Origin of the sequence: Cobetia sp. cqz5-12, assembly GCF_016495405.1 — a bacterium.
GTDB lineage: Bacteria > Pseudomonadota > Gammaproteobacteria > Pseudomonadales > Halomonadaceae > Cobetia.
This window is the reverse complement of record NZ_CP044522.1, coordinates 1,310,181-1,330,124: the sequence shown is the minus strand read 5'-3', so window position 1 is coordinate 1,330,124 and position 19,944 is coordinate 1,310,181. Positions and strand designations below refer to the sequence as shown.

Genomic DNA, 19,944 nt, shown 5'->3' with positions numbered 1-19,944 from the left:
TTTAGCCGGAACTACCATCTGCGTCAGCCATAAACATGAGTGGTTTAATCAAGCCCATTTTCCCTTTACACTTGAAAATCCTGGAAATTGCAGGGTTCTGAAGGGGAAATAAATCTATGGGCACTGAAGCAGTATGGATGGGCCTGGGTCTGGCCCTACTTTTTGTGCTGTTGACGTTCGGCTCTATAGGCCGGATACGTAGAGATGCTCGCCATTCCAAGGATACAGAAACAGCGGATTAGTTCTGTGCAAGCTGTCTGATTGTTAACCCACTTACACGGTGGGTTTTTTTGTGCTCATAGGTCAGCCGTTATTGGGGGCTGACCTATGCGCTCAATCATCACTCGGCAGGAGGTCTTCATGGCTCTCGGTCTTCGAACCCGAGTCACCATTGATGGAGTCACTGCGACAATGGCGGAACACGCCGAGCGGCTCGGTATCGGGAAAGGGACACTCTTGTCCCGCATGACGCGCTTGGGTCGTCATGACCCGATACTACTGCTTGAGCCAGCCACCAGGTCTCGCAAGCCAGTACCATCACCCAGTCATAAAGAGATCATCAGCACCTTGAGACGCACGCCCGCCGACCTGTTGGCAACTGCCAAACGACTGGGCGATTACGCCTCACTCAAACAGGCATCATCATGATTCACCCGCTACTCATCGCCGCCACTTGCCTGGCGGCTTTCTTTTGCCTGCTCGCCGGTGGCTGGCTCGACACACTGCTCACCAAGGATGACTGACATGACCCGCGATCAACTGATGGAAAGCCTGCTGCACCTCCCCCACCCGTGGCCGCGGCCCGAGACGGACTGCAATCTGCCGACCGACAACGGCCACGGCGATCTCGAGGGCTGGATCAAGGGCCCGACCAACAACGAATGGCACTACGCATGGATAGGCGCCCATGAGCGCCGCATCGTCATCACCCGGGAACAATGGGAAGAGGCGCTACTGGCACACGTCCAACACCTCGAGCGGCCAGTCTGCGATGCGGTTCCAACCACCTCAGCAGATGAAGTCGATCCAAGCGACTGGAATGGCCCCCCTTTTCTGCCGCCAGTGGGGTGCGTGTGCGAAGCCAGCTACTGCGAGGAATGGCGCAAGTGTGAGGTTATAGCGCTTTTCAAGCAGCCTGCCGGCATGGTGGCGGCGTTCATCGTTGATTGCGGTAACGGGGTGATGTCCTTGGATGCATACGGGGATGATTGCTTCCGCCCCATCCGCAGCGAGCGCGAGACGGCGATCGAGGACATGAAGCAGATCACCAAGGCCGCGGCTGACGCTCATAAGCGCGAGCTGCATGGGGCACTGTCGGAAGAGTACCTGCTGGGCGCACTCTACGACGCAGGCCATCGCAAGGTGAAGTCATGAACTATCCCCTCACGCAGTAAAACTTGCGCCGCTACCCCGAAAAGCTCAAGCAAGAGGCACTGGTTACTAAAACACCAGCCGTTGAACATTAGCCGGCCAAAGAAGAGTTGGAGTTAACCACACCTGATATCATTGCCTCGCCCCCCCCCTACAGACTAAGCAATAAGCCATTGGAATTACTTGCCACCTTCCTAATGTCAATCACTGTTATCAGTATCCCTCTCTTTATGATGTGGCTGACAACTCTAAGTGATGACTGATCGCTATCCACTGATATGCAGATATAACTAACAGAAATATCAAAGCACGCTACTCAAGCCTCCTTTCAGGGGGCTTTTTCATGCTTGTTCTACCCCTTTAGTGCTTGTTCGACACAATTCGACACGGATAACACATGAACAGAGAAGAAGAGATCGCAGAACGCTTTTCCCGCGACATCGCTCGGCATGTCATGGAGATCCAAAACGATAACGGGCTATACCGACACCTCAGGTTTCAGCGTCCCGAGACGCGTGATTGCTACTTCGATCTGATCACTTGGCCAGGCTATCTGACCATTGCCGGTGACATGGGCACCTTCACTTTCTCCCGCACCCGAGACATGTTCGAGTTCTTTGGTGACGGGGAGCACGGCATCAGTCCCGGTTACTGGCAGGAGAAAATCCAGGCAGGCGCAGGGCCTGAGGGTAGTCGTGCGATCACCACAGAGTGGGACTCAGAAGCCCACCATCGCAACGTTGTCCAGGAATGGAAGGAATGGCTAGAAGGTAACGCTTTGCCCGACCCTGAAACCACAGGAGAGGTGAAAGAGTACCTACGGGACAACCTGCTCAATTGTAACGATGAGTATGAGGCCATCGCGGCAGTGCGCGAGTTTGACTGCCCCGAGGCGCCGGGACTGCTAGAGGACTTCTGGGAATATTCGGATAGCCGCTACCAATTCCATTACCTATGGTGCTGTCACGCTATTGTCTGGGGCATCAAGCAGTACCGCCAGCGTGAAGAATAGGAGGCCGCATGAGTAAGCAAGTGGAAATCCAGATGGGCGCGCTGGCCCCAAGCATCACGCAGCAGCTGGCTGATCAGGGTGTGGATATCGCCCCCAGCAGATCACAAGCGTGGGACAGCCAGGCCGACGCCATTACGCGATTGATGTTCGCTGACATTCTTACGCCGTCGCAGGTTGAGATGGCCCGGCAGCGGCTGATGAAACACATTGGGGAGATGCTGCAATGACCACTCTACGCGACATGCCGATGATCACCATCGAGCAGAAGAACCGGTTTCGAGAGGCCGCGCTGAAGGTGGAGGCTGAGCGTGATGAATTGGTGGCATGGAAGGATTACGCCATGCGCGAGCTGACAGCATTGCAGCAGGTTACGCACCAGCTGGCGCACAACGGCACCATGTGTTGGGACTACTCGCGTGACGCCAGGGCAGTGATGGATCGGGAGCCTGTCGCCAGCCTCTCCCGCCGCGACGCCCGCATGAAGGCTGAGGCGTTGGAGGATATGGCTAACGCCTACGAGGATCATCACGAGATCCTTGACCACCTACGCGACGCCGCTGAGGCATACCGCAAGCAGGCGGAGGGCGAGGCATGAATACCCGTACTGACATGCTCGACTTTCCGACCGCGTGGAAAATCCAGCGTGAATGCCAGCTAGAACACCACGCCAACTGCTCTTCTGTTCCGGGGTGGCACCCCATGTCAGGGCCGGGATTGCTATGTGACTGCGGTGCTGTGGAACGCGAGTGGGAGCGACTGAAGGCGGAGGGCGACAACCAGTGAACATCACCATTACTGACGCACTCATCGCCATAGGCATCACGCTGGCCATCTGGGGGCTTATGTCGCTCGTCATCTGGGATGTCGGCAGGCAGGTCAATCGAGCCGAGAAGAAGCGAATTCAATACCTGGAAGAATTTCTCAAGAGTCGACGACCTCCCCCTCCAGAGCATGAAGACAAGCAATAACTCCTTGTAAATCAAGGCATATCGAGAGTCGACGACCTCGACTATCACGGCCACCCATGAGGTGGTTTTTTGTGTCCACAGGGAGGCCAGATGCGTCAGGTATCGCAATCAACGTGGGAGCCGCCAGCACATGGCCCGTGCCCGCAGTGTGGTGGCAGCGGCACATTCCAAGGCGTCTTCCATCGTTCGCCCTGTGCTCACTGCCACGGCACCGGGTACGCCGCTGACGATGGTGAGGCGCTGCCACTGGAAGACCTGATCGTGATGATCAGTCGGCGCCGCGATCACTGGCGACAAGCACATGCCCTGCTGATGAAGATGCCCGGCGTGCGTCAGGCCGTGGAGCAGTACCAGGCGGCGCGACAGGAAGAGCAAGAACGTGAGGCCATGGGCTATGGCCAAGGTCGATATCAAGGAGACTGAAAATGTCAGATACAGCTCAAGCACTACACAGCGAACACGAGCTCCGCTTCATCACTACCAATGAGCTCATTGAAAAGACCAGCTTGTCACGGTCAAAGCTCTACAAGCTGCGCAATGAAGATCCGGACTTTCCGAAACCCATCAAGCTCGGTAGGGAAGAACTCCGTACCTGCCAGATCCGCTGGGTCGAAAGCGAGATCGATCAATGGATGACCCAGCGAATGGCAACTCGTGGCTAGACAGTCTTGCGTGACAGCTTCTTCAGCACCTTACCATCGCCGGCTTCCAAGGCATCAAGATAGTCGGCGTACCACTGCATCATCTCCCTCCTCTCCTCCAGATACTCAGCCTGGTTATACACGCCCTCGAGTCCTGGGCGCTTGTGAGCCAACTGAGTTTCTGTCCAGTCTCGGCTCCAGCCATGCTCAGCCAGCAATGTCTTGGCGGTATGCCTAGCGCCGTGACCTGTCATCTTCCGACCATAGCCAATACGCTTGAAGCATCCATTGATGCTCATATCGCTGATGGTCGGAGCCTCCCCTTGCCCAGGGAATACCCACCTCGACCGTCCGGTCACGGGCTTGAGATCCTTCAAAAGCTGAACCACCTGTTTGGAAAGTGGCACACGATGAGGCCGCCTGGTCTTCATTTTCTCAGCAGGGACACTCCAGATAGCCTCCTCGAGGTCGAGCTCCTGCCACTCTGCCATTCGAACCATCCCGGGTCGTGATGCAGTCAGCATCACAACCCGGGCAGCTGTACGCACATGCAGCGAACTCGTGCTAAGACTCAGCTTGGCCAGGAAGTCCGGCAGCTCGGATTCCATAAGGTGCGGGTAGCGGTCTGCTACAGGCGTCGGCGCCGCTATGGCCACAAGATTGGTCGCGGGGTTGCTGTCTGCCCAGCCACTTGCAATGGAATAGTCGAATATCTGCTTCAGCCATACTCGACTCTTTTCCGCTGTGTTGTGCGCCTTGCGATCCTCAATTTGCTTTTGCAGCTGAGCACACTCCTTGCGCCCCACATCCGTCAGAGGCATGTCACCCAGCATTGGGAGAGCATCATTCTTCATCCAGAGCTGCATGCCCGTGAGCGTCTTGGCTGCTCTCCCCTGGACCTTCTTGTGCTCGAACCAGGCTTTCGATGCCTCACGGAATGAGATGCCTTGTTGCTGCTGCTCACCATGAATAGGGTCAATCCCCTCGTCCACCATGGCGGCGACCTCCAACGCTTTGGCTCGTGCACGCTTGGCAGAAATCTTGGGATAGCTACCAGCGCCAACCCACGCCCACTTGCCATCTGAGGGACGCTTGTACCTGATTTCCCATCGCTTGGTGCCGCTAGGTAACACCACGAAATACAGGCGGTCCACACCATAGCTCTCGCGATAGATGCGTTGCTCAGGCTCAAGATTGGCAAGCACGGAATCGGCCAAAGGGCGGCGCTTGATGGCGGTGCGTTTCATGTCGGAGGGGGCCTCGTGTATGTTTCTCAAACAACATACACGACAACATACAGGAATGATCGACCTACAGGGATATATGGACGCACAACGAAAAACCTCCCGACTGCTATTTGATAGCAAAATCAGGAGGTTAGAATCAATTTAGAACATCAGGAAATGCCCTATTGGAGCGGGTGAAGGGAATCGAACCCTCGTCTTAAGCTTGGGAAGCTTCTGCTCTACCATTGAGCTACACCCGCAGGGCGGTGCATTGCGCACGCAGAACTGCATTGTACTCAACGACTTAGCGCGGTCAAGCAACATCTGATGGAGCGGTTGCCACAAGGCGCGTCGCGCAGGCGATGTTGCGGGCCAAGCCGTTGATTGCATTCAGTATTCAAGCGCCAGTGATAATTCTCAGGCTGCGCAGCTATCGAGTTGCGCCAGCAGCACGCCACGGCGGGCGTCACTCATGCCGAGGCCTTCGGCGCGCTGCGGGAAGGCGGCGTCGATGGCGTTGCGGCACAGGGTGAGCCACTGCCTCTCGCTGAGATCCAGCGCCTGCTGCACGGCGATGAAGTTGTCGAGCATGCCGCCGCCGAAATAGGCAGGGTCATCCGAGTTGAGAGTGATGTTGAGGCCCGCCTCGATCAGCTTCGGCAGCGGGTGGTCGTCCATGCGCTCCACCACCTTGAGCGCGACATTGGAGAGCGGGCACACCGTCAGCGGGATACGCCGCTCAGCCAGCTCCGCGACCAGGGCGGCATCTTCCAGGCAGCGCACACCGTGGTCGATACGCTCCACGCCCAGCACCTCAAGCGCCGTGCGAATGTACGCAGCCGGCCCCTCTTCGCCTGCGTGCGCGACACGGTGCCAGCCACGCTCTCCTGCAAGCGTGAAGACCTCAGTGAATTTCTCCGGCGGATTGCCGATCTCGGCGCTGTCCAGGCCGACGCCCACGAAGCGCGACTCGAAGGGAATCAGCGCCTCGAACAGCTCGCGAGCAGATTCCGCGGAATGACAGCGCAGGAAGCTCGGCACCAGGGCCGAGGTGATGTCGAATTCCTTCACCGCCTCACGACAGGCGCGCTCCAGCCCCGCGAACTGGGTTTCCAGACTCACGCCACGCGCCAGATGCGCCTGCGGATCGAAGAACAGCTCCAGATGCTTGACGCCATCGGCGCTCGCACGGCGGAAGTAGTCCTGCGCCAGGCGGTAGAAATGTGACTCGTCATTCAAGACGCCCATGCCCTGGTAATAGAGCGCGAGGAAGGCGGGCAGGTCCGCGAAGTCATAGGCCGCCTCGACCTCCTCCAGGGTGGCGTAGGGCAATGTGATGCCCTGCTCCGCCGCCAGCTCGAACATCAAGGCCGGCGTCAGCGAGCCCTCGATGTGCAGGTGCAGCTCCACCTTGGGCAGGCGGGCGAGAAAGTCGTGCATGCGCGGGGTAAGGGTCATGGCCCGTCTCCTCAATGAAAGGCGGCGGCTGGAAGATCGCGGAGCGCTCACCACAGCCTGATGGCGCAATTCTAGCAATCCCGAGACCACCTTGAGGAGTGACGGCGCGGGAAATGCGATTTCTCTGCGCACTGCCTGCCTGCTGCGCCTTTCCGCGACTCGCCAAAATAGGCTATTTTCGTTCATTCGCACTCTCGCAAGCTGACGACACAAGGCCATGACACAAGGCCATGACACAAGGCCATGACACAAGGCCATGACACAGGTTCACCACAACAGTCATGAGCGTGCGACAGCCAGCAACGCCAAGCGCCATGCCGCGCTGACTGACATAACCATAACGATCGACGCTGAACACCAAGGACACGACTGCCATGCACGCTACATCCTCAGCCCGCCCCCCCTTCTCACGCCGCAAGCAATCTCGACAGCGTACTGGCGCCTTGCCCGCTGCCCTGCTGCTCAGCATTGGCCTGCTGGCGCCCTTGAGCGCCAACGCCGCCCAAGAGGTGCAGAACGAACAGACCGACTTCGCCCCGCAGGGCAAGACGGAGTGCATCGCACCCGCCAAGCCCGGCGGTGGCTGGGATTTCACCTGTCGCAGCGTGGCCCGTCTGCTGGATGAGCAGAACCTCATTCCCGCCGGCATGCAGACGCTGAACGTGCCCGGTGCCAGCGGTGGCGTCGCCTTCGCACATGTGAAGTCCAAGCGCCATGACGATGAGCAGGTCATCGTCGCTGCCTCGAGTGCGACCACCACCCGCCTGGGCCAGCATGCCTATCAGGACGGCAAGGTCGACGACGTACGTTGGCTGATGACCCTCGGCGCCGACTACGGCGTGATTGCCGTGGCCGAGGACTCGCCCTATCACTCGCTGAACGAGCTGCTGGCCGCCATGCAGGAAGACCCCAAGGCGGTGCGCTTCGCCGGTGGCGATGTCGCGGGTGGCTTCGATCACCTCAAGGTGCTGATGGCGGCGCGTGAAGCGGGCATCGACAATCTGCGCGCCCTGCCGTACCTCGCCTACGACTCAGGCTCCGTCGCCATCACCCAGGTGATGGGTGGCCACCTGGAGGCCTTCACCGGCGACATGACCGAGGCCCGCGGCTTCGTCGAATCCGGCCATCTGCGCCTGCTGGCAGTGTTCAGTGAAGAGCGTCTGCCCGGCCAGTACAGCGACATTCCCACCGCGCGTGAGCAGGGGATCGATGTGGTCGCACCCAACTGGCGCGGCTTCTACCTGCCGGGCGGCGCATCGGATGCCGCCTTCGACTGGTGGGAGCAGACCCTCAACCGCATGGCCGAGGCGCCCGAGTGGCAGCAGGTGATGCAGGACAACGGCCTGATGCCGTTCCACAAGTCCGGCAAGGCGTTGGATCGCTTCATCACCCAGCAGGTCAGCGATGTGGAGCAGCTGTCGCAGGAGCTGGGCCTGCAATAAGGCATTGAGGCACAGCCCCAGGGCACTGAGAGCCAGTACGCACTCGCCTGGCAGAGCTCACGACTGCCGAAAGCAAGACGCCACCCCGTTATCCGGGGTGGCGTCTTCGCGACTGACTGGCTTTCCCCACAGACCTCAGGGCATGGAGGGCCACGGCCCCTTGGGCGGCTGATGGTCGGGGTCGAACTGATAGGGCGTTGCCTGATCGCGCTCTACATGCGACTCCGAGTCCGAGCCTGTCTCAGCGCCGGAATCTGTCTCAGAACCTGTCTCAGAGCAAGGCTTGGTTGCTGTTGCCGGCTCTGTCCCCTGACCCATTCCCACTTCCGGCAACAGCTCGGATAACCGCTCCGTCTCGAACGCGATTTCCGTATCTGCGTCAGCCTCGAGCAGCGGCTCTGCTACGTACTCGTGGTCCGACGCCACCAGCTCCGCCTCCTCCAGCGGTGCGACGTTGGCCTCGAATGCCTCCTCCAGCGCCTCTTCCAGGGCCTCCTCGAAGGCTTCTTCCAGCGCGACCTCGAAGGCTTCTTCCTGAGCCGCCGCCTCGGCTGCCTCGGCAGCCAGCTGCTCATCCTCGGCGTGCTCATGCGCCCACTCCACCGCCACCTCGACCGCCATCGGTGATGCCGTCGGCAGGATGTTGAGGTAACTGTCGGTCTCCTCGACCGGCACCATCTCGCGCTGGGTGATCTGATAGAGCGCATACAGCGAGATGGCCACGAAGGTGGTCGCCAGCACCAGCCAGAAGGCGTAGGGGTCCATCACCTCCATCGCGCCACCTGCCGCCAGCGGCCCGACGATGGCGCCCAGCCCGAAGGCGAACACCAGCCCGCCTGAGGCACCCGGCATCTCCTCGGCCGACAGCGAATCATTGGTGAAGGCCAGCAGCAACGCATACAGCGGTGTGGTCACGCCACCGGCAAAGAAGGCCGAGGCGATCAACGGCCACAGCGCATCGCCCGCCATCCAGCCGAACAGACACGAACCTGCCCCGGCGGCGGACAGGCCGCAGATGAGCACGCGGCGGTCCATGCGGTCCGACAGCCAGCCGATCGGGGTCTGCAACACCAGTGCACCGGCGAACAGCATGGCGATGAACAGGGCGATATGTGAGCCCGACAGGCCCACCTGGGTGCCGAATACCGCGCCCATCCCCGACTGGGTCGCATAGACACTGCCAAGCAGGAAGATGCCGATGGCGCCCAGCGGAGAGGCCTTGAACAGTTTCGAAAACGACATGGCCCGCGACACCTCGACCGCCGGTGCCACGGCCGCCGACAGCAGAATTGGCCCGAAGGAGATCGATACCAGAATGGAGGCACAGATGAACAGCACCGGCGTCGCGGCATCGCCCAGTGTCAACAGGCCCTGAGCACCGATGATGCCCAGCGTCTGCGCCATCATGTAGGCCGATAGCACCTTGCCGCGCGTCTCGTTGCTGGCAGCCGCATTCAGCCAGCTTTCCGCCGTGACATAGATGCCCGACATGCAGAAGCCGATCAGCAAGCGCAGCAGGGTCCAGGCCCAGGGCTCGGTCAGCAGTGGCAAGGCGATCAAGGCCGCCGAGATGAAGCTGCCCAGCGCCGCGAACACCCGTACATGCCCGACCCGCTGGATCAGCACCGGTGTATAGCGCGCACCGGAGAGAAAGCCCACGAAGTAGCCTGAGGTGACGATCGCCAGCTCCGCCGAGGAGAAGCCCTCGATGCCGCCGCGCAGACCGATCAGCGTGAAGTGCATGCCATTGCCGAGCATGATCAGCACGATACCCAGCAACAACGCCCACACGCTGCCCAACACCTTGGCCATGAGTCTTCTCCCCTCCCCTGTCCCCTTGCACGATTGCCGATGGCACCCGGTCAGCACGCAGTCTGGCCACCGGCTACACGCTAGACCAAAGCCCGAGGGCCACGCTTCTGCTGCAACGCCGTATAACGTTTCAAACACGACAGGCAAGCCATGGCCCCATGGACGAACAGCTCACGCGGCTAGCGCAAGCGCCTCGCTCGGGCCTGATGGGAGAGGAGCGAGGGAGGCATGAAAGACAAGCGAGAGAGAAACAGGAGCGGAGCGAATCAGGAGCAAGAACGCAGCGAAACAGGAGCAAAACAGGAGCAAGAGAGGAGCGAAACAGGAGCAGGAGAGCGCTGGACACCGCCAGATTCCGACACGATATCCAGGCGGATCATTCACAAAAATGCACCGCAAAGGTGCGCAAACACCCCTTTCGACCAAGGTCGGTGCGACGAATGGGTATCTTGCGAGCCATCAGGGGGCAGTCTAATTTCACCATACAGAACAAAGTTCCGCCTTACAGAATTGTAAGGTTGCTGTCAGGTTCGCGGCTGCAGGGCGAGCTTCTCGCTCAACCGCTGCCAGCGCCTGACCCACGACATGTGCCGCTACCACAATCCAATAACACTAGAGGTCGCCATGACACGTCATATGACACTCAAACTCCTGACAGCTGCGGTGGTCACCGCCATGTCCGCCCAGGCCTTCGCCTTCGAACCGAAAGGCAAGGTTGACTGCATCGCCCCGGCTGACCCGGGCGGCGGTTGGGACTTCACCTGCCGCAGCGTCGGCAAGATCCTGTCTGAACTCGATTTCGTGCCGGGCAACGTGCAGACCATCAACATGGCCGGTGCCGGTGGCGGCGTCGCCTTCGCGCACACCGTCTCCAAGCGCGCCGGTGACGAACAGCTGCTGGTGGCCGCCTCCACCGCGACCACCACCCGTCTGGCCCAGGGCCAGTTCCCGGGCATGAATCAGGACCAGGTCGAGTGGATCGGCGCACTGGGCGCGGACTACGGCGCCATCGCCGTCTCCAAGGATTCGCCGTACAACACCTTGAGCGAGGTGATGGACGCGCTGAAGAAAGACCCGAAATCCGTCAAGTTCGCCGGCGGCAGTGCCGCAGGTGGCTGGGATCACCTCAAGGTGCTGATCGCCGCCCAGGCAGCCGATGTCGAGAACCTGCCCAAGGTCTCCTACCTGTCCTACAACAACGGCGGCGAAGCCATCACCCAGGTCGTCGGCGGCCACGTGCAGGCCTTCACCGGTGATATCTCCGAGATTCAGGGCTTCATGGAATCCGGCGACCTGAAGGTGCTGGCCGTGCTCTCAGAAGAGCGCCTGCCGGGCAAGCTGGCTGACGTGCCGACCGCTCGCGAACAGGGCATCGATGCCGTCGCCCCCAACTGGCGCGGCTTCTACATCCCGGCCGGCGTCAGCGACGATGCCGAGCAGTACTGGACCACCACGCTGGACAGCGTCTATGAAAGCGAAGAATGGAAAGACGTGATGACCAAGAGCGGCCTGATGCCGTTCCACAAATCGGGTGCCGAGTTTGATGCCTTCGTGAAGGCGCAGATCAAGGACATCCAGACGCTCTCCAAGGACATTGGGCTGATTCGCTGATGAATGACCGCATCTTTGGTCTGCTGATGCTCACCCTGGCCGTCGCGTACGGCTGGGGTGCCCAGCAGTTCCCCGAACCCTTCGGCGGGGCCGAGTCCATCGGGCCCGAAACCTTCCCCACGGTACTCTCGATCGTGCTGGCGCTGAGCAGCCTGTATCTGATCATGCGCCCCGACCCGGACCAGCAATGGCCGTGGAGCCGCACCGGCGCCGAGATGGTGCTGGCCATCGTCATCCTGTGCCTCTATACCGCACTGCTTGAGCCGCTGGGCTTCACCGTCACGACCACCCTCGCTGTCGGCACCCTGTGCTGGCGCATGGGCTCCAAGCCGGTTCGCGCTTACGTGACAGGCCTGATCGGCGGCATCGTCGTCTTCGCCCTGTTCAACTTCGTGCTTGAGCTACCACTGCCGCTGGGCATCCTGGAGGTGGCGTAATGGAAAGTCTTGGCTTCTTGATGCAGGGCTTCGGCATCGCCCTGCAGCCAGAGAATCTGATGTTCGCCGTGCTGGGGGCCTTCCTGGGCACCCTGATCGGCGCGCTGCCGGGCCTGGGCCCGGCCAATGGTGTGGCCATCCTGATTCCGCTGGCCTTCACCCTGGGCCTGAGCCCGGAAACCTCGCTGATCCTGCTGACCTCGGTCTACGCCGGCGCCATGTACGGCGGGCGCATCTCCTCGATCCTGCTCAACATCCCGGGCGATGAGCCGGCGATGATGACCTGTCTCGATGGCTATCCGATGGCCCAGAAAGGCAAGGCCGCCGAAGCGATGGCCATCTCGGCGATCGCCTCCTTCATCGGCAGCCTGATCGCCACCATCGGCCTGATCGTGATGGCGCCGTGGCTGGCCAGCTTCGCGCTGACCTTCGGTCCGGCGGAATACTTCGCGCTGTTCGTGCTGGCCTTCGCGACCCTGGGCGGCATCACCGGCAAGAATCCGGTCAAGACCATCATGGCAGCCGCCATCGGCCTGATGATCGCCACGGTCGGCATCGATGCCTCTACCGGCACCCAGCGCTACACCTTCGATGTGCTGGAGCTGTTCGAGGGCATCGACTTCATCATCGCCATCGTCGGTCTGTTCGCCATCTCGGAGCTGCTGTTCTTCATCGAGCAGCATGCCGGTGAAGGCAAGCCGATGATCGCCATGAACAAGATGACCCTGAAGCTGAAGGATATCGTCGCCATCCTACCGACCTCCTTCCGCGGTGGCGTGCTGGGCTTCATTTCCGGCGTACTGCCGGGTGCCGGTGCGTCGCTGGGCAGCTTCATCAGCTATACCCTGGAGAAGAAGGTCGTCGGCAAGAAGGGCAACTTCGGTGAAGGTGACCCGCGCGGCGTGGCCGCCCCGGAAGCCGGCAACAACGGTGCCGCCTCTGGCGCGCTGGTGCCGATGCTGACGCTGGGCGTGCCGGGCTCCGGTACCACGGCGGTACTGCTGGCGATGCTGATCTCGCTCAACATCACCCCGGGCCCGCTGATGTTCACCCAGCACGGCGACATCGTGTGGGGCGTGATCGCGGCGCTGCTGATCGGTAACGTCATCCTGCTGCTGATGAACATCCCGATGGTCGGCATCTTCGTCAAGCTGCTGTCCGTGCCGCCCAAGTACCTGCTGCCGGTGGTGACCATGGTCGCCTTCGTGGGCATCTACTCCATCAGCCACTCGACCTTCGACCTGTACTTCATGGTCGCCTTCGGGGTCGCCGGCTACTTCCTGCGCAAGCTGGATATCCCGCTGGTGCCTGTCATTCTCGGCATGCTGCTGGGGCCGGAGATGGAGAAGAACCTGCGTCACGCCATGCAGCTGTCCGACGGCGACTGGACCATCCTGATCGGCAGCCCGCTAGCCGTGACCCTGTGGTGCATCGCCATCGCCGGTCTGCTGCTGCCGGTGATCGTCGGCCCCATCCTGCGTCGCCGCATGAGTGCCGCCAAGGCTGCCACTGACGCCTGATCCAGGCGCTTGCATGGCAAGCGACCCGCAAGACACGACGCCCCCGCCGGTTTCCCGACGGGGGCGTCGTCATTTCAGAGCTTCCCACAACGTGTCACTGGCGAGTCGCCTAGTCAGTCGCCCTGCTGCCACTGCGTGAGCAGGTGGTGGGCCTGGGCAGGCGTCAGGCGCGCCGTCGGGCCACTGAGCACGATGACTTCCGCCGGTGCCAGCCCCTCGTCGTGATGCTGGGCGACGCTGACCGCCAGCGCGGCTACCGACAGGCCGGCGGCTTCGCCGGTCTCGATCTCGCCACTGTCGACACACTGCTGCAGCAAGGCGGACAGCGCCTCATCGACCAGCTCGCCTTCCTCCAGCTGATGACGCAGCGGCCACTGGCTGACATGCGCGTACTGGCACATCGCCTGACGCGGGCGTGTCACGCCCTCCACCGGTCGCGCCTCGGCCTGGGGGCCATGCTCGACCAGCATCAGGCTGGCCGTCTCGCCACTGGCAGCATTCAGCGCCGCCAACCAGCCGCGCAGCTGAGCCTCGCGGGCCGGCAACGCCGGTGCCAGTTGGGCAAAACGCCCCAGCGCCGCGCCGATGGAATAGATGCCGTGGCTGTCACGCGCCACATAGCCGAAGTGCTCAAGCGAACCCATCAGCCGCAGGATCGTGCTCTTGTAGAAACCACTGGCCTGCGCCAGCTCATTGAGCGTCAGGCGAGGCGTCGCGGGGGTAAAGGCTTCCAGCAGCGTCAACGCACGCTCGACCGCTTCCACACGTTGATTGGCCATGCGGCGGGACTCCCACGGCAGGTGAAGAACGAGGCCGGCAGGCGAGGTGCGCCATGCCGCCTCAATGGACTTGAATCATGCCATAACGTTCTGACAGACAGAACATGACGCGCCTGTCGCACTGACGATACTGGCCGTGCAGCGTGGTAGAATGGTGCTCTACGACACTATTTCCGGTTACGTCCGCACAAGGTTCGCTCATGTCCATCTTCATCATCACCTTCGTGGTCTGCCTGATCGTCACCGTCGGCACCGTGGCCATGCTGATGATGTCGCGTACGCCGCGCTTTCGTACCGACTACAGCGATATCGCCCGCGTACTGGACCAGGCGATCAGCGGCGAGATCAACGAGAACGAGTGGCACAGCGTGATCGGCTACCCGATTCGCCATGATGAGTATCTGGAGAGTCTGCGTCGCCGCTGCCAGGGCATCTTCGACAACCATGCCAGGCCGTGGCAGCTGGCCCAGGGCGGTGCGCTGTTCTCGCGCGCCGGTCGTGATGAGCTCAACGTGCTGCTGGGCCATCTGCGTGCCCGCACCGGTGTCGCGGAGACTCGCGCCTGATGGCCGCCAGCGAGATGCGCCTGATCCCGCTCTCTAACCTGCGTGAGCACCATGATCACAGCTATCACCAATTGGTGATCGGCCTCGATGGCCTGGCCGAATTCGAGATCGAGGGCCAGGGCGGCGAGATTCGCCCGCTGACCGGCTGCATCGTGCCGGCCGATCATGTCCATTACTACGCGGGCATCGGCGAGAACCGCCAGCTGATTCTCGACCTGCCCGATGATGCGCCCTACCTGACCGGCCATCACCGCGAGCTCAAGCGTCTGTTCGAACGTCCGCGCTTCTTCACGCTGGACACTCGCCTGCGCGGCTATCTCGAATTCATGCTCGCGGAAGTCAACGATTACCAGCAGGCACCGGGTGATCTGCTCGCCGCCACCTTCCTCGCCTGCCTGAACACCCGCATCGAAGAGCCGATGAGCGCGCTGAGCACCAGTGGCCGTCAGCTGGATCTGGTCGCGCTCAACCGCTTCATCGACGCCAATCTCGGCCAGCGCCTGAGCGTGGCGGATCTTGCCCGCCAGTCGCATCTCTCCGAGCAGCATTTCAGCGAGCGCTTCCGCGTCCTGACCGGCCTTTCGCCCTATCAGTATCTGCTGCGCCGTCGGCTGGAAGAGGCACGCCATCTGCTGGGCACCAGCGAGCTTTCCCTGTCCCAGATCGCGGATCGCTGCGGCTTTGCCAACCAGAGCGCCCTTTCCCACGCCTTCCGCAAGCATCTCGGCTTCCCGCCTTCGGCACTGCGCAAGTCCTGATCGAGTTGGCAGGAGCTGGTGATGATCGCGTGCCTAACCGCGTTCCAGCCATTGCTTTCGCTTCTCTCTTGCACGTCCTTGTTTCTGACACGCCGCTCTTTTGAACGCTCTCTCCAATACAGCCCTCTCCAGAACGACCCTCTCCAAAACGCCCCTCTCAAAAAATGCTCCTCTCGAGGAAGCATGTCCTTTTTAGAAGGACATACCTTTTAGAAGTACATCCCTTTTAGAGGTACGCCCCTTGGGAGGCGCACGCCGTTCAACGACGCTCCCACCGTCTGCTGCAAGCCAATTCACCTTCAACCCTCTGCGACCTTGGTATAACAAGATCGCGTCATTTCGCGGCACAGCCTTCGACAAAGGTCGGAGAAGCGTGTCACTTTTCTGACATGCCCGTGAATTTGACATGCGCAGCCGAGAAATTGGAAAGACCCGCCCCCCTGCGCCACCCTACATTCTCAGTCATACATCCAGACGTGCCGCTGTCGCGCTTTCTGATGCGTTCTGCATCACTCCCGGCGCTGTGACTCGGCAATCCCATTCGGCGCTTCGACGCCCAGCAGCAAGGGGTTCGCACCATGACCACCTCCACTCCCTCCGATCAGTCCAGTGCAGTGAATGCCGCGATCGCCTCGGCCACGTCCACAGCCACGTCCCCCCAGTCCTCGACAAACGGCAAGCAAGGGGTGCTCAAGGGCAATGTGCTCAAGGACAACATCCTGCGCAGTGACCAGATGCTGGCCGCCAGCACCTGGCAGCAGTCTCCGGAGGCGCTGTTCGCGCGCGTCAGCGACCACTACCTGGTCGATGAAAGCGCCTACGTCAGCGAGCTGGTCGGGCTGCTGAACGCCGAAGACAAGGATGCCAGGCGCATCGGCGACAAGACGGCCGAGCTGGTGCGCGAGATTCGCACCATGGATACCGCCGTCGATTCCATCGACGAGCTGCTGCAGCAGTACAGCCTCGACACCCAGGAAGGCGTGCTGCTGATGTGCCTGGCCGAAGCGCTGCTGCGCATTCCGGACAAGGAAACCGCCGATGCGCTGATCGAGGACAAGCTCGGCGTGGCCGACTGGAAGTCCCACCTGGGCCAGAGCGAGTCCTGGTTCGTCAACGCCTCCACCTGGGGCCTTCTGATGACCGGCAACGTCATCAAGATGGATCTGCCCAAGGGTGACGGCAAACCGGCCACCTTCATCAACCGCATGGTCAACCGTCTCGGCGAGCCGGTCATCCGCCGCGCCATGTACCAGGCGATGAAGGTGATGGGCAAGCAGTTCGTGCTGGGCCGTGACATCAAGGAAGCGCTCAAGCGCTCCCAGCCGCTGTTCGACAAGGGCTACACCTACTCCTACGACATGCTGGGCGAAGCGGCCTGCACGCGTGCCGACGCCAAGGGCTATTTCGACGACTACGCCCGTGCCATCCGCACCGTCGGCGACACCTCGCGCAAGCTGAAGGAAGGCACCCCGTCACCGTCCGTCTCCATCAAGCTGTCCGCCCTGCACCCGCGCTATGAATTTGGCCGTCGTGAGCAGGTGCTGGAAGAGCTGGTGGCAAGCGTGCGTGAACTGGCCGCCATCGCCCGTGAACTGAACGTCGCCATCACCATCGATGCCGAGGAAGTCGATCGCCTCGAGATCTCGCTGGAAGTGTTCCGCGCCGTCTACGAGAGCGACACCTGCCGCGGCTGGGGCAAGTTCGGCCTCGTCGTGCAGGCCTACTCGACGCGTGCCCTGCCGACCCTGCAGTACCTGAATCGCATCGCCGACCTGCAAGGCGACGAGATTCCGCTGCGTCTGGTCAAGGGCGCTTACTGGGACAGCGAGATCAAGGAATCCCAGGAACTGGGTGTCGAAGGCTATCCGGTGTTCACCCGCAAGGCCTCCACCGACGTCAGCTACCTGGTCTGCGTGCGCTTCCTGCTGTCCGAGAACACTCGCGGCCGCATCTACCCGCAGTTCGCCACCCACAATGCCCACACCATCAGCACCATCCTGGATGTGGCCAACGCCGGCGAGACACGTCAGTTCGAATTCCAGCGTCTGCACGGCATGGGCGAAGCCCTGTATGAAGCCGCGCTCAAGCGCGCCCCCAAGGGGACCTGGTGCCGTATCTATGCGCCGGTCGGCGCGCACAAGGACCTGCTTCCGTATCTGGTGCGTCGCCTGCTGGAGAACGGTGCCAACTCCTCGTTCGTTCACCAGCTGGTCGACCCGCGCGTGCCGGTCGAGAGCCTGTGCACCCACCCGGTGGTCACGCTCAACCAGTACAAGACCTATCACAACCCACGCATCGCGCTGCCGCCGAACATCTATGGCGCAGACCGCCTGAATTCACGGGGCATCAATCTGAACATCAATAGCCAGTATCAGCCGCTGATCGACGAGATGGCCACGCACATGGACACCACTTACGACGTGCGTCCGCAGCTGGCCTTCGAGGTCGAGGTCAATGCCGAGCGTCGTCAGGCCGTGACCTGCCCATTCGACCGTCGTGACACCCTGGGCCATGTGCAGTGGACCAGTGCCGAGGAAGCCTCCAGGGCCATCGACGCCGCCTGGGCTGCCTTCCCGCGCTGGGAACAGACGCCGGTCGAGGAACGCGCCGCGATTCTCGAGCGCTTCGGTGACCTGATGGAAACCCACACCGCCGAGCTGATGACCCTGTGCTCCCGCGAGGGTGGCAAGCTTCTGACCGACGGCATCGCCGAGATCCGTGAAGCGGTCGACTTCTGCCGCTACTACGCCAACCGTGCGCGTGCCGACTTCGCCGAGCCGACCGAGCTGCAGGGCCCGACCGGCGAGCACAACCAGATCATGCTCGGTGGCAAGGGTGTCTTCGCCTGCATCAGCCCGTGGAACTTCCCGGTCGCGATCTTCTGCGGCCAGATGGTCGCCGCCGCCGTCACCGGCAACACCGTGGTCGCCAAGCCCGCCGAGCAGACCTCGCTGGTCGCTCACCGGGTGGTCGAGCTGCTGCGCGAAGCCGGCATGCCGCACGATGTCGTCCAGCTGCTGCCGGGGGATGGCCCGACCGTGGGCAGCGTGCTGTCCAGCGACCCGCGCATCACTGGCGTGTGCTTCACCGGCTCCACCCAGACCGCGCAGATCATCAACCGCTCGCTGGCCGCGCGTGAAAACGCCCCGCTGCCGACGCTGATCGCCGAGACCGGTGGCCTCAACGCCATGATCGTCGACTCCACCGCCCTGCCGGAGCAGGTCGTCAATGACGTGGTGCAGTCCGCCTTCCAGAGTGCCGGTCAGCGCTGTTCCGCCCTGCGTGTGCTCTACGTGCAGGAAGACGTCGCCGAGCGCGTCATCAGCCTGCTAAAGGGCGCGATGGACGAGCTGAAGATCGGCGACCCGCGTGACCTGGGCACCGACGTCGGCCCGGTCATCGACGAGGAGGCGCGTGCCGGTCTGCTCAAGCACATCGAGGAATATCGCAGCCAGGGCCGCGTGATCGCCGAAGCCGCCGTCGACAAGACCATCACCGAGCACGGCACCTTCGTCGCGCCGATCGCCCTGCGCATCGACGGCATCGATAGCCTGGAAAGCGAGCAGTTCGGCCCGGTACTGCACATCGCGACCTGGAAAGGCGGCGAAGTGGACAAGGTCATCGATACCATCAATGGCCTCGGCTACGGCCTGACCTTCGGCGTGCATTCGCGAAACGAAAGTTTTGCTAATGCCGTTGCACAGAAAATTCGTGTTGGTAATGTCTACGTCAACAGGAATATCATCGGTGCTGTGGTGGGTGTACAGCCGTTTGGTGGTCAGGGCTTCTCTGGTACTGGCCCGAAAGCCGGCGGCCCGCACTACCTGCACCGCTTCGCTACCGAGAAGACCCGTACCGTCAACACCACGGCTCTCGGCGGCAACGCGTCTCTTCTCGCCATGGGCGACGAATGACCGACGCTACCTGCTCTCGCGGCAGCAGCAGAGGTCATGCCTGGCGGAAGACTGCATGCTGGACGTGCATGAGGTAGCCAGGTGACAGGGCATCAGGACGATGCCCAGTGGATGACGGCGAGCAAGCCGTCGTCTGCCCCGGACACCGACAGGGACGCCCACGGACATGAATCGCCAGCGACTGGCCCCTCATGCTCGTGCCCTGCGGTGTCCGTTGCCGTTTTTCCTTTTGACTCGACGGCAATATGCGGGGACGGATGAACGTCAGAAGATTCGTTTATGCGCTAGTCTGAACGTACAAGATTGGCAGGAACTTGCGAGAGCCGCCGCGACATGGCCCTCGAAGGACGTTCGATGCATGACGCAGGACTCCCGGCGACGGTCTGACAGGAACCGTCACTGGCAGTGAATCATCACGACGCTCGCCGT

The 19,944-nt window shown here is 61.6% G+C and carries 18 protein-coding genes and 1 tRNA gene; 14 read left to right on the top strand and 5 right to left on the bottom strand.

What is annotated here, in order from left to right:
- Positions 1 to 744: 744 nt before the first annotated feature.
- The 7 genes from F8A90_RS05690 to F8A90_RS05660 all read left to right on the top strand — a co-directional run bounded on the left by F8A90_RS05690 (position 745) and on the right by F8A90_RS05660 (position 4,013).
- A complete protein-coding gene (locus tag F8A90_RS05690; protein WP_200019340.1) occupies positions 745 to 1,374 on the top strand; it encodes a hypothetical protein in 630 nt (209 codons plus the stop codon).
- Between the two features lie 394 nt (positions 1,375 to 1,768).
- Positions 1,769 to 2,383 (top strand): hypothetical protein, encoded by a 615-nt coding sequence (locus F8A90_RS05685; RefSeq protein WP_200019339.1) that lies wholly within the window; start codon positions 1,769 to 1,771, stop codon positions 2,381 to 2,383.
- Positions 2,384 to 2,391: 8 nt separating this feature from the next.
- Entirely contained in the window at positions 2,392 to 2,610 is a 219-nt protein-coding gene (locus F8A90_RS05680) for a hypothetical protein (protein WP_200019338.1), read from the top strand.
- Positions 2,607 to 2,978 (top strand): hypothetical protein, encoded by a 372-nt coding sequence (locus F8A90_RS05675; RefSeq protein WP_200019337.1) that lies wholly within the window; start codon positions 2,607 to 2,609, stop codon positions 2,976 to 2,978. Before F8A90_RS05680 ends, F8A90_RS05675 begins: the two co-directional genes overlap by 4 nt.
- A 184-nt stretch (positions 2,979 to 3,162) precedes the next feature.
- Entirely contained in the window at positions 3,163 to 3,351 is a 189-nt protein-coding gene (locus tag F8A90_RS05670; protein ID WP_200019336.1) for a hypothetical protein, read from the top strand.
- Positions 3,352 to 3,441: 90 nt separating this feature from the next.
- Positions 3,442 to 3,774: a hypothetical protein gene (locus F8A90_RS05665; RefSeq protein WP_200019335.1), complete on the top strand. Its 333-nt coding sequence runs from the start codon at positions 3,442 to 3,444 to the stop codon at positions 3,772 to 3,774.
- A gap of 2 nt (positions 3,775 to 3,776) precedes the next feature.
- A complete protein-coding gene (locus tag F8A90_RS05660) occupies positions 3,777 to 4,013 on the top strand; it encodes a helix-turn-helix transcriptional regulator (RefSeq protein WP_200019334.1) in 237 nt (78 codons plus the stop codon).
- Here F8A90_RS05660 and F8A90_RS05655 read toward each other — a convergent pair.
- The 3 genes from F8A90_RS05655 to F8A90_RS05645 all read right to left on the bottom strand — a co-directional run bounded on the left by F8A90_RS05655 (position 4,010) and on the right by F8A90_RS05645 (position 6,658).
- A complete protein-coding gene (locus tag F8A90_RS05655) occupies positions 4,010 to 5,239 on the bottom strand; it encodes a tyrosine-type recombinase/integrase (RefSeq protein ID WP_200019333.1) in 1,230 nt (409 codons plus the stop codon). The genes F8A90_RS05660 and F8A90_RS05655 overlap by 4 nt on opposite strands.
- Positions 5,240 to 5,404: 165 nt before the next feature.
- Positions 5,405 to 5,478 (bottom strand) — tRNA-Gly (locus F8A90_RS05650).
- A gap of 157 nt (positions 5,479 to 5,635) precedes the next feature.
- Complete coding sequence (locus F8A90_RS05645) at positions 5,636 to 6,658, bottom strand: adenosine deaminase (protein WP_200019894.1); 1,023 nt, start codon at positions 6,656 to 6,658, stop codon at positions 5,636 to 5,638.
- Between the two features lie 392 nt (positions 6,659 to 7,050).
- On the opposite strand from F8A90_RS05645, the gene F8A90_RS05640 reads away from it, so the two are divergent.
- A complete protein-coding gene (locus F8A90_RS05640) occupies positions 7,051 to 8,118 on the top strand; it encodes a Bug family tripartite tricarboxylate transporter substrate binding protein (RefSeq protein ID WP_200019332.1) in 1,068 nt (355 codons plus the stop codon).
- Between the two features lie 135 nt (positions 8,119 to 8,253).
- Here the strand turns inward: F8A90_RS05640 and F8A90_RS05635 are convergent, their stop codons facing one another.
- Positions 8,254 to 9,930 carry an MFS transporter gene (locus F8A90_RS05635; protein WP_200019331.1) on the bottom strand — a complete coding sequence of 559 codons (1,677 nt, stop codon included), beginning with the start codon at positions 9,928 to 9,930 and terminating at the stop codon, positions 8,254 to 8,256.
- Between the two features lie 636 nt (positions 9,931 to 10,566).
- On the opposite strand from F8A90_RS05635, the gene F8A90_RS05630 reads away from it, so the two are divergent.
- From F8A90_RS05630 to F8A90_RS05620, 3 genes are read left to right on the top strand one after another with little or no spacing between them, the layout of a single operon-like run.
- Positions 10,567 to 11,541, top strand: coding sequence for a Bug family tripartite tricarboxylate transporter substrate binding protein (locus tag F8A90_RS05630; protein WP_233593457.1), 975 nt, complete (start codon positions 10,567 to 10,569; stop codon positions 11,539 to 11,541).
- The gene (locus F8A90_RS05625) at positions 11,541 to 11,978 is read left to right on the top strand and encodes a tripartite tricarboxylate transporter TctB family protein (protein WP_200019330.1); all 438 of its coding nucleotides are present in this window, start codon (positions 11,541 to 11,543) and stop codon (positions 11,976 to 11,978) included. The genes F8A90_RS05630 and F8A90_RS05625 overlap by 1 nt, the downstream gene beginning before the upstream one ends.
- Complete coding sequence (locus F8A90_RS05620; RefSeq protein WP_166019497.1) at positions 11,978 to 13,498, top strand: tripartite tricarboxylate transporter permease; 1,521 nt, start codon at positions 11,978 to 11,980, stop codon at positions 13,496 to 13,498. The genes F8A90_RS05625 and F8A90_RS05620 overlap by 1 nt, the downstream gene beginning before the upstream one ends.
- Positions 13,499 to 13,611: 113 nt before the next feature.
- On the opposite strand, the gene F8A90_RS05615 is transcribed toward F8A90_RS05620, so the two are convergent.
- Complete coding sequence (locus F8A90_RS05615) at positions 13,612 to 14,277, bottom strand: helix-turn-helix domain-containing protein (RefSeq protein WP_200019329.1); 666 nt, start codon at positions 14,275 to 14,277, stop codon at positions 13,612 to 13,614.
- 200 nt (positions 14,278 to 14,477) lie between these two features.
- Between F8A90_RS05615 and F8A90_RS05610 the strand changes: the two genes are divergently transcribed.
- The 3 genes from F8A90_RS05610 (at position 14,478) to putA (ending at position 19,515) form a co-directional block, all read left to right on the top strand.
- Positions 14,478 to 14,843: a hypothetical protein gene (locus tag F8A90_RS05610; RefSeq protein ID WP_166019495.1), complete on the top strand. Its 366-nt coding sequence runs from the start codon at positions 14,478 to 14,480 to the stop codon at positions 14,841 to 14,843.
- Complete coding sequence (locus F8A90_RS05605; RefSeq protein WP_200019328.1) at positions 14,843 to 15,601, top strand: AraC family transcriptional regulator; 759 nt, start codon at positions 14,843 to 14,845, stop codon at positions 15,599 to 15,601. The genes F8A90_RS05610 and F8A90_RS05605 overlap by 1 nt, the downstream gene beginning before the upstream one ends.
- A 734-nt stretch (positions 15,602 to 16,335) precedes the next feature.
- Positions 16,336 to 19,515 (top strand): bifunctional proline dehydrogenase/L-glutamate gamma-semialdehyde dehydrogenase PutA, encoded by a 3,180-nt coding sequence (putA, locus tag F8A90_RS05600; RefSeq protein WP_200019893.1) that lies wholly within the window; start codon positions 16,336 to 16,338, stop codon positions 19,513 to 19,515.
- Positions 19,516 to 19,944: the final 429 nt, after the last annotated feature.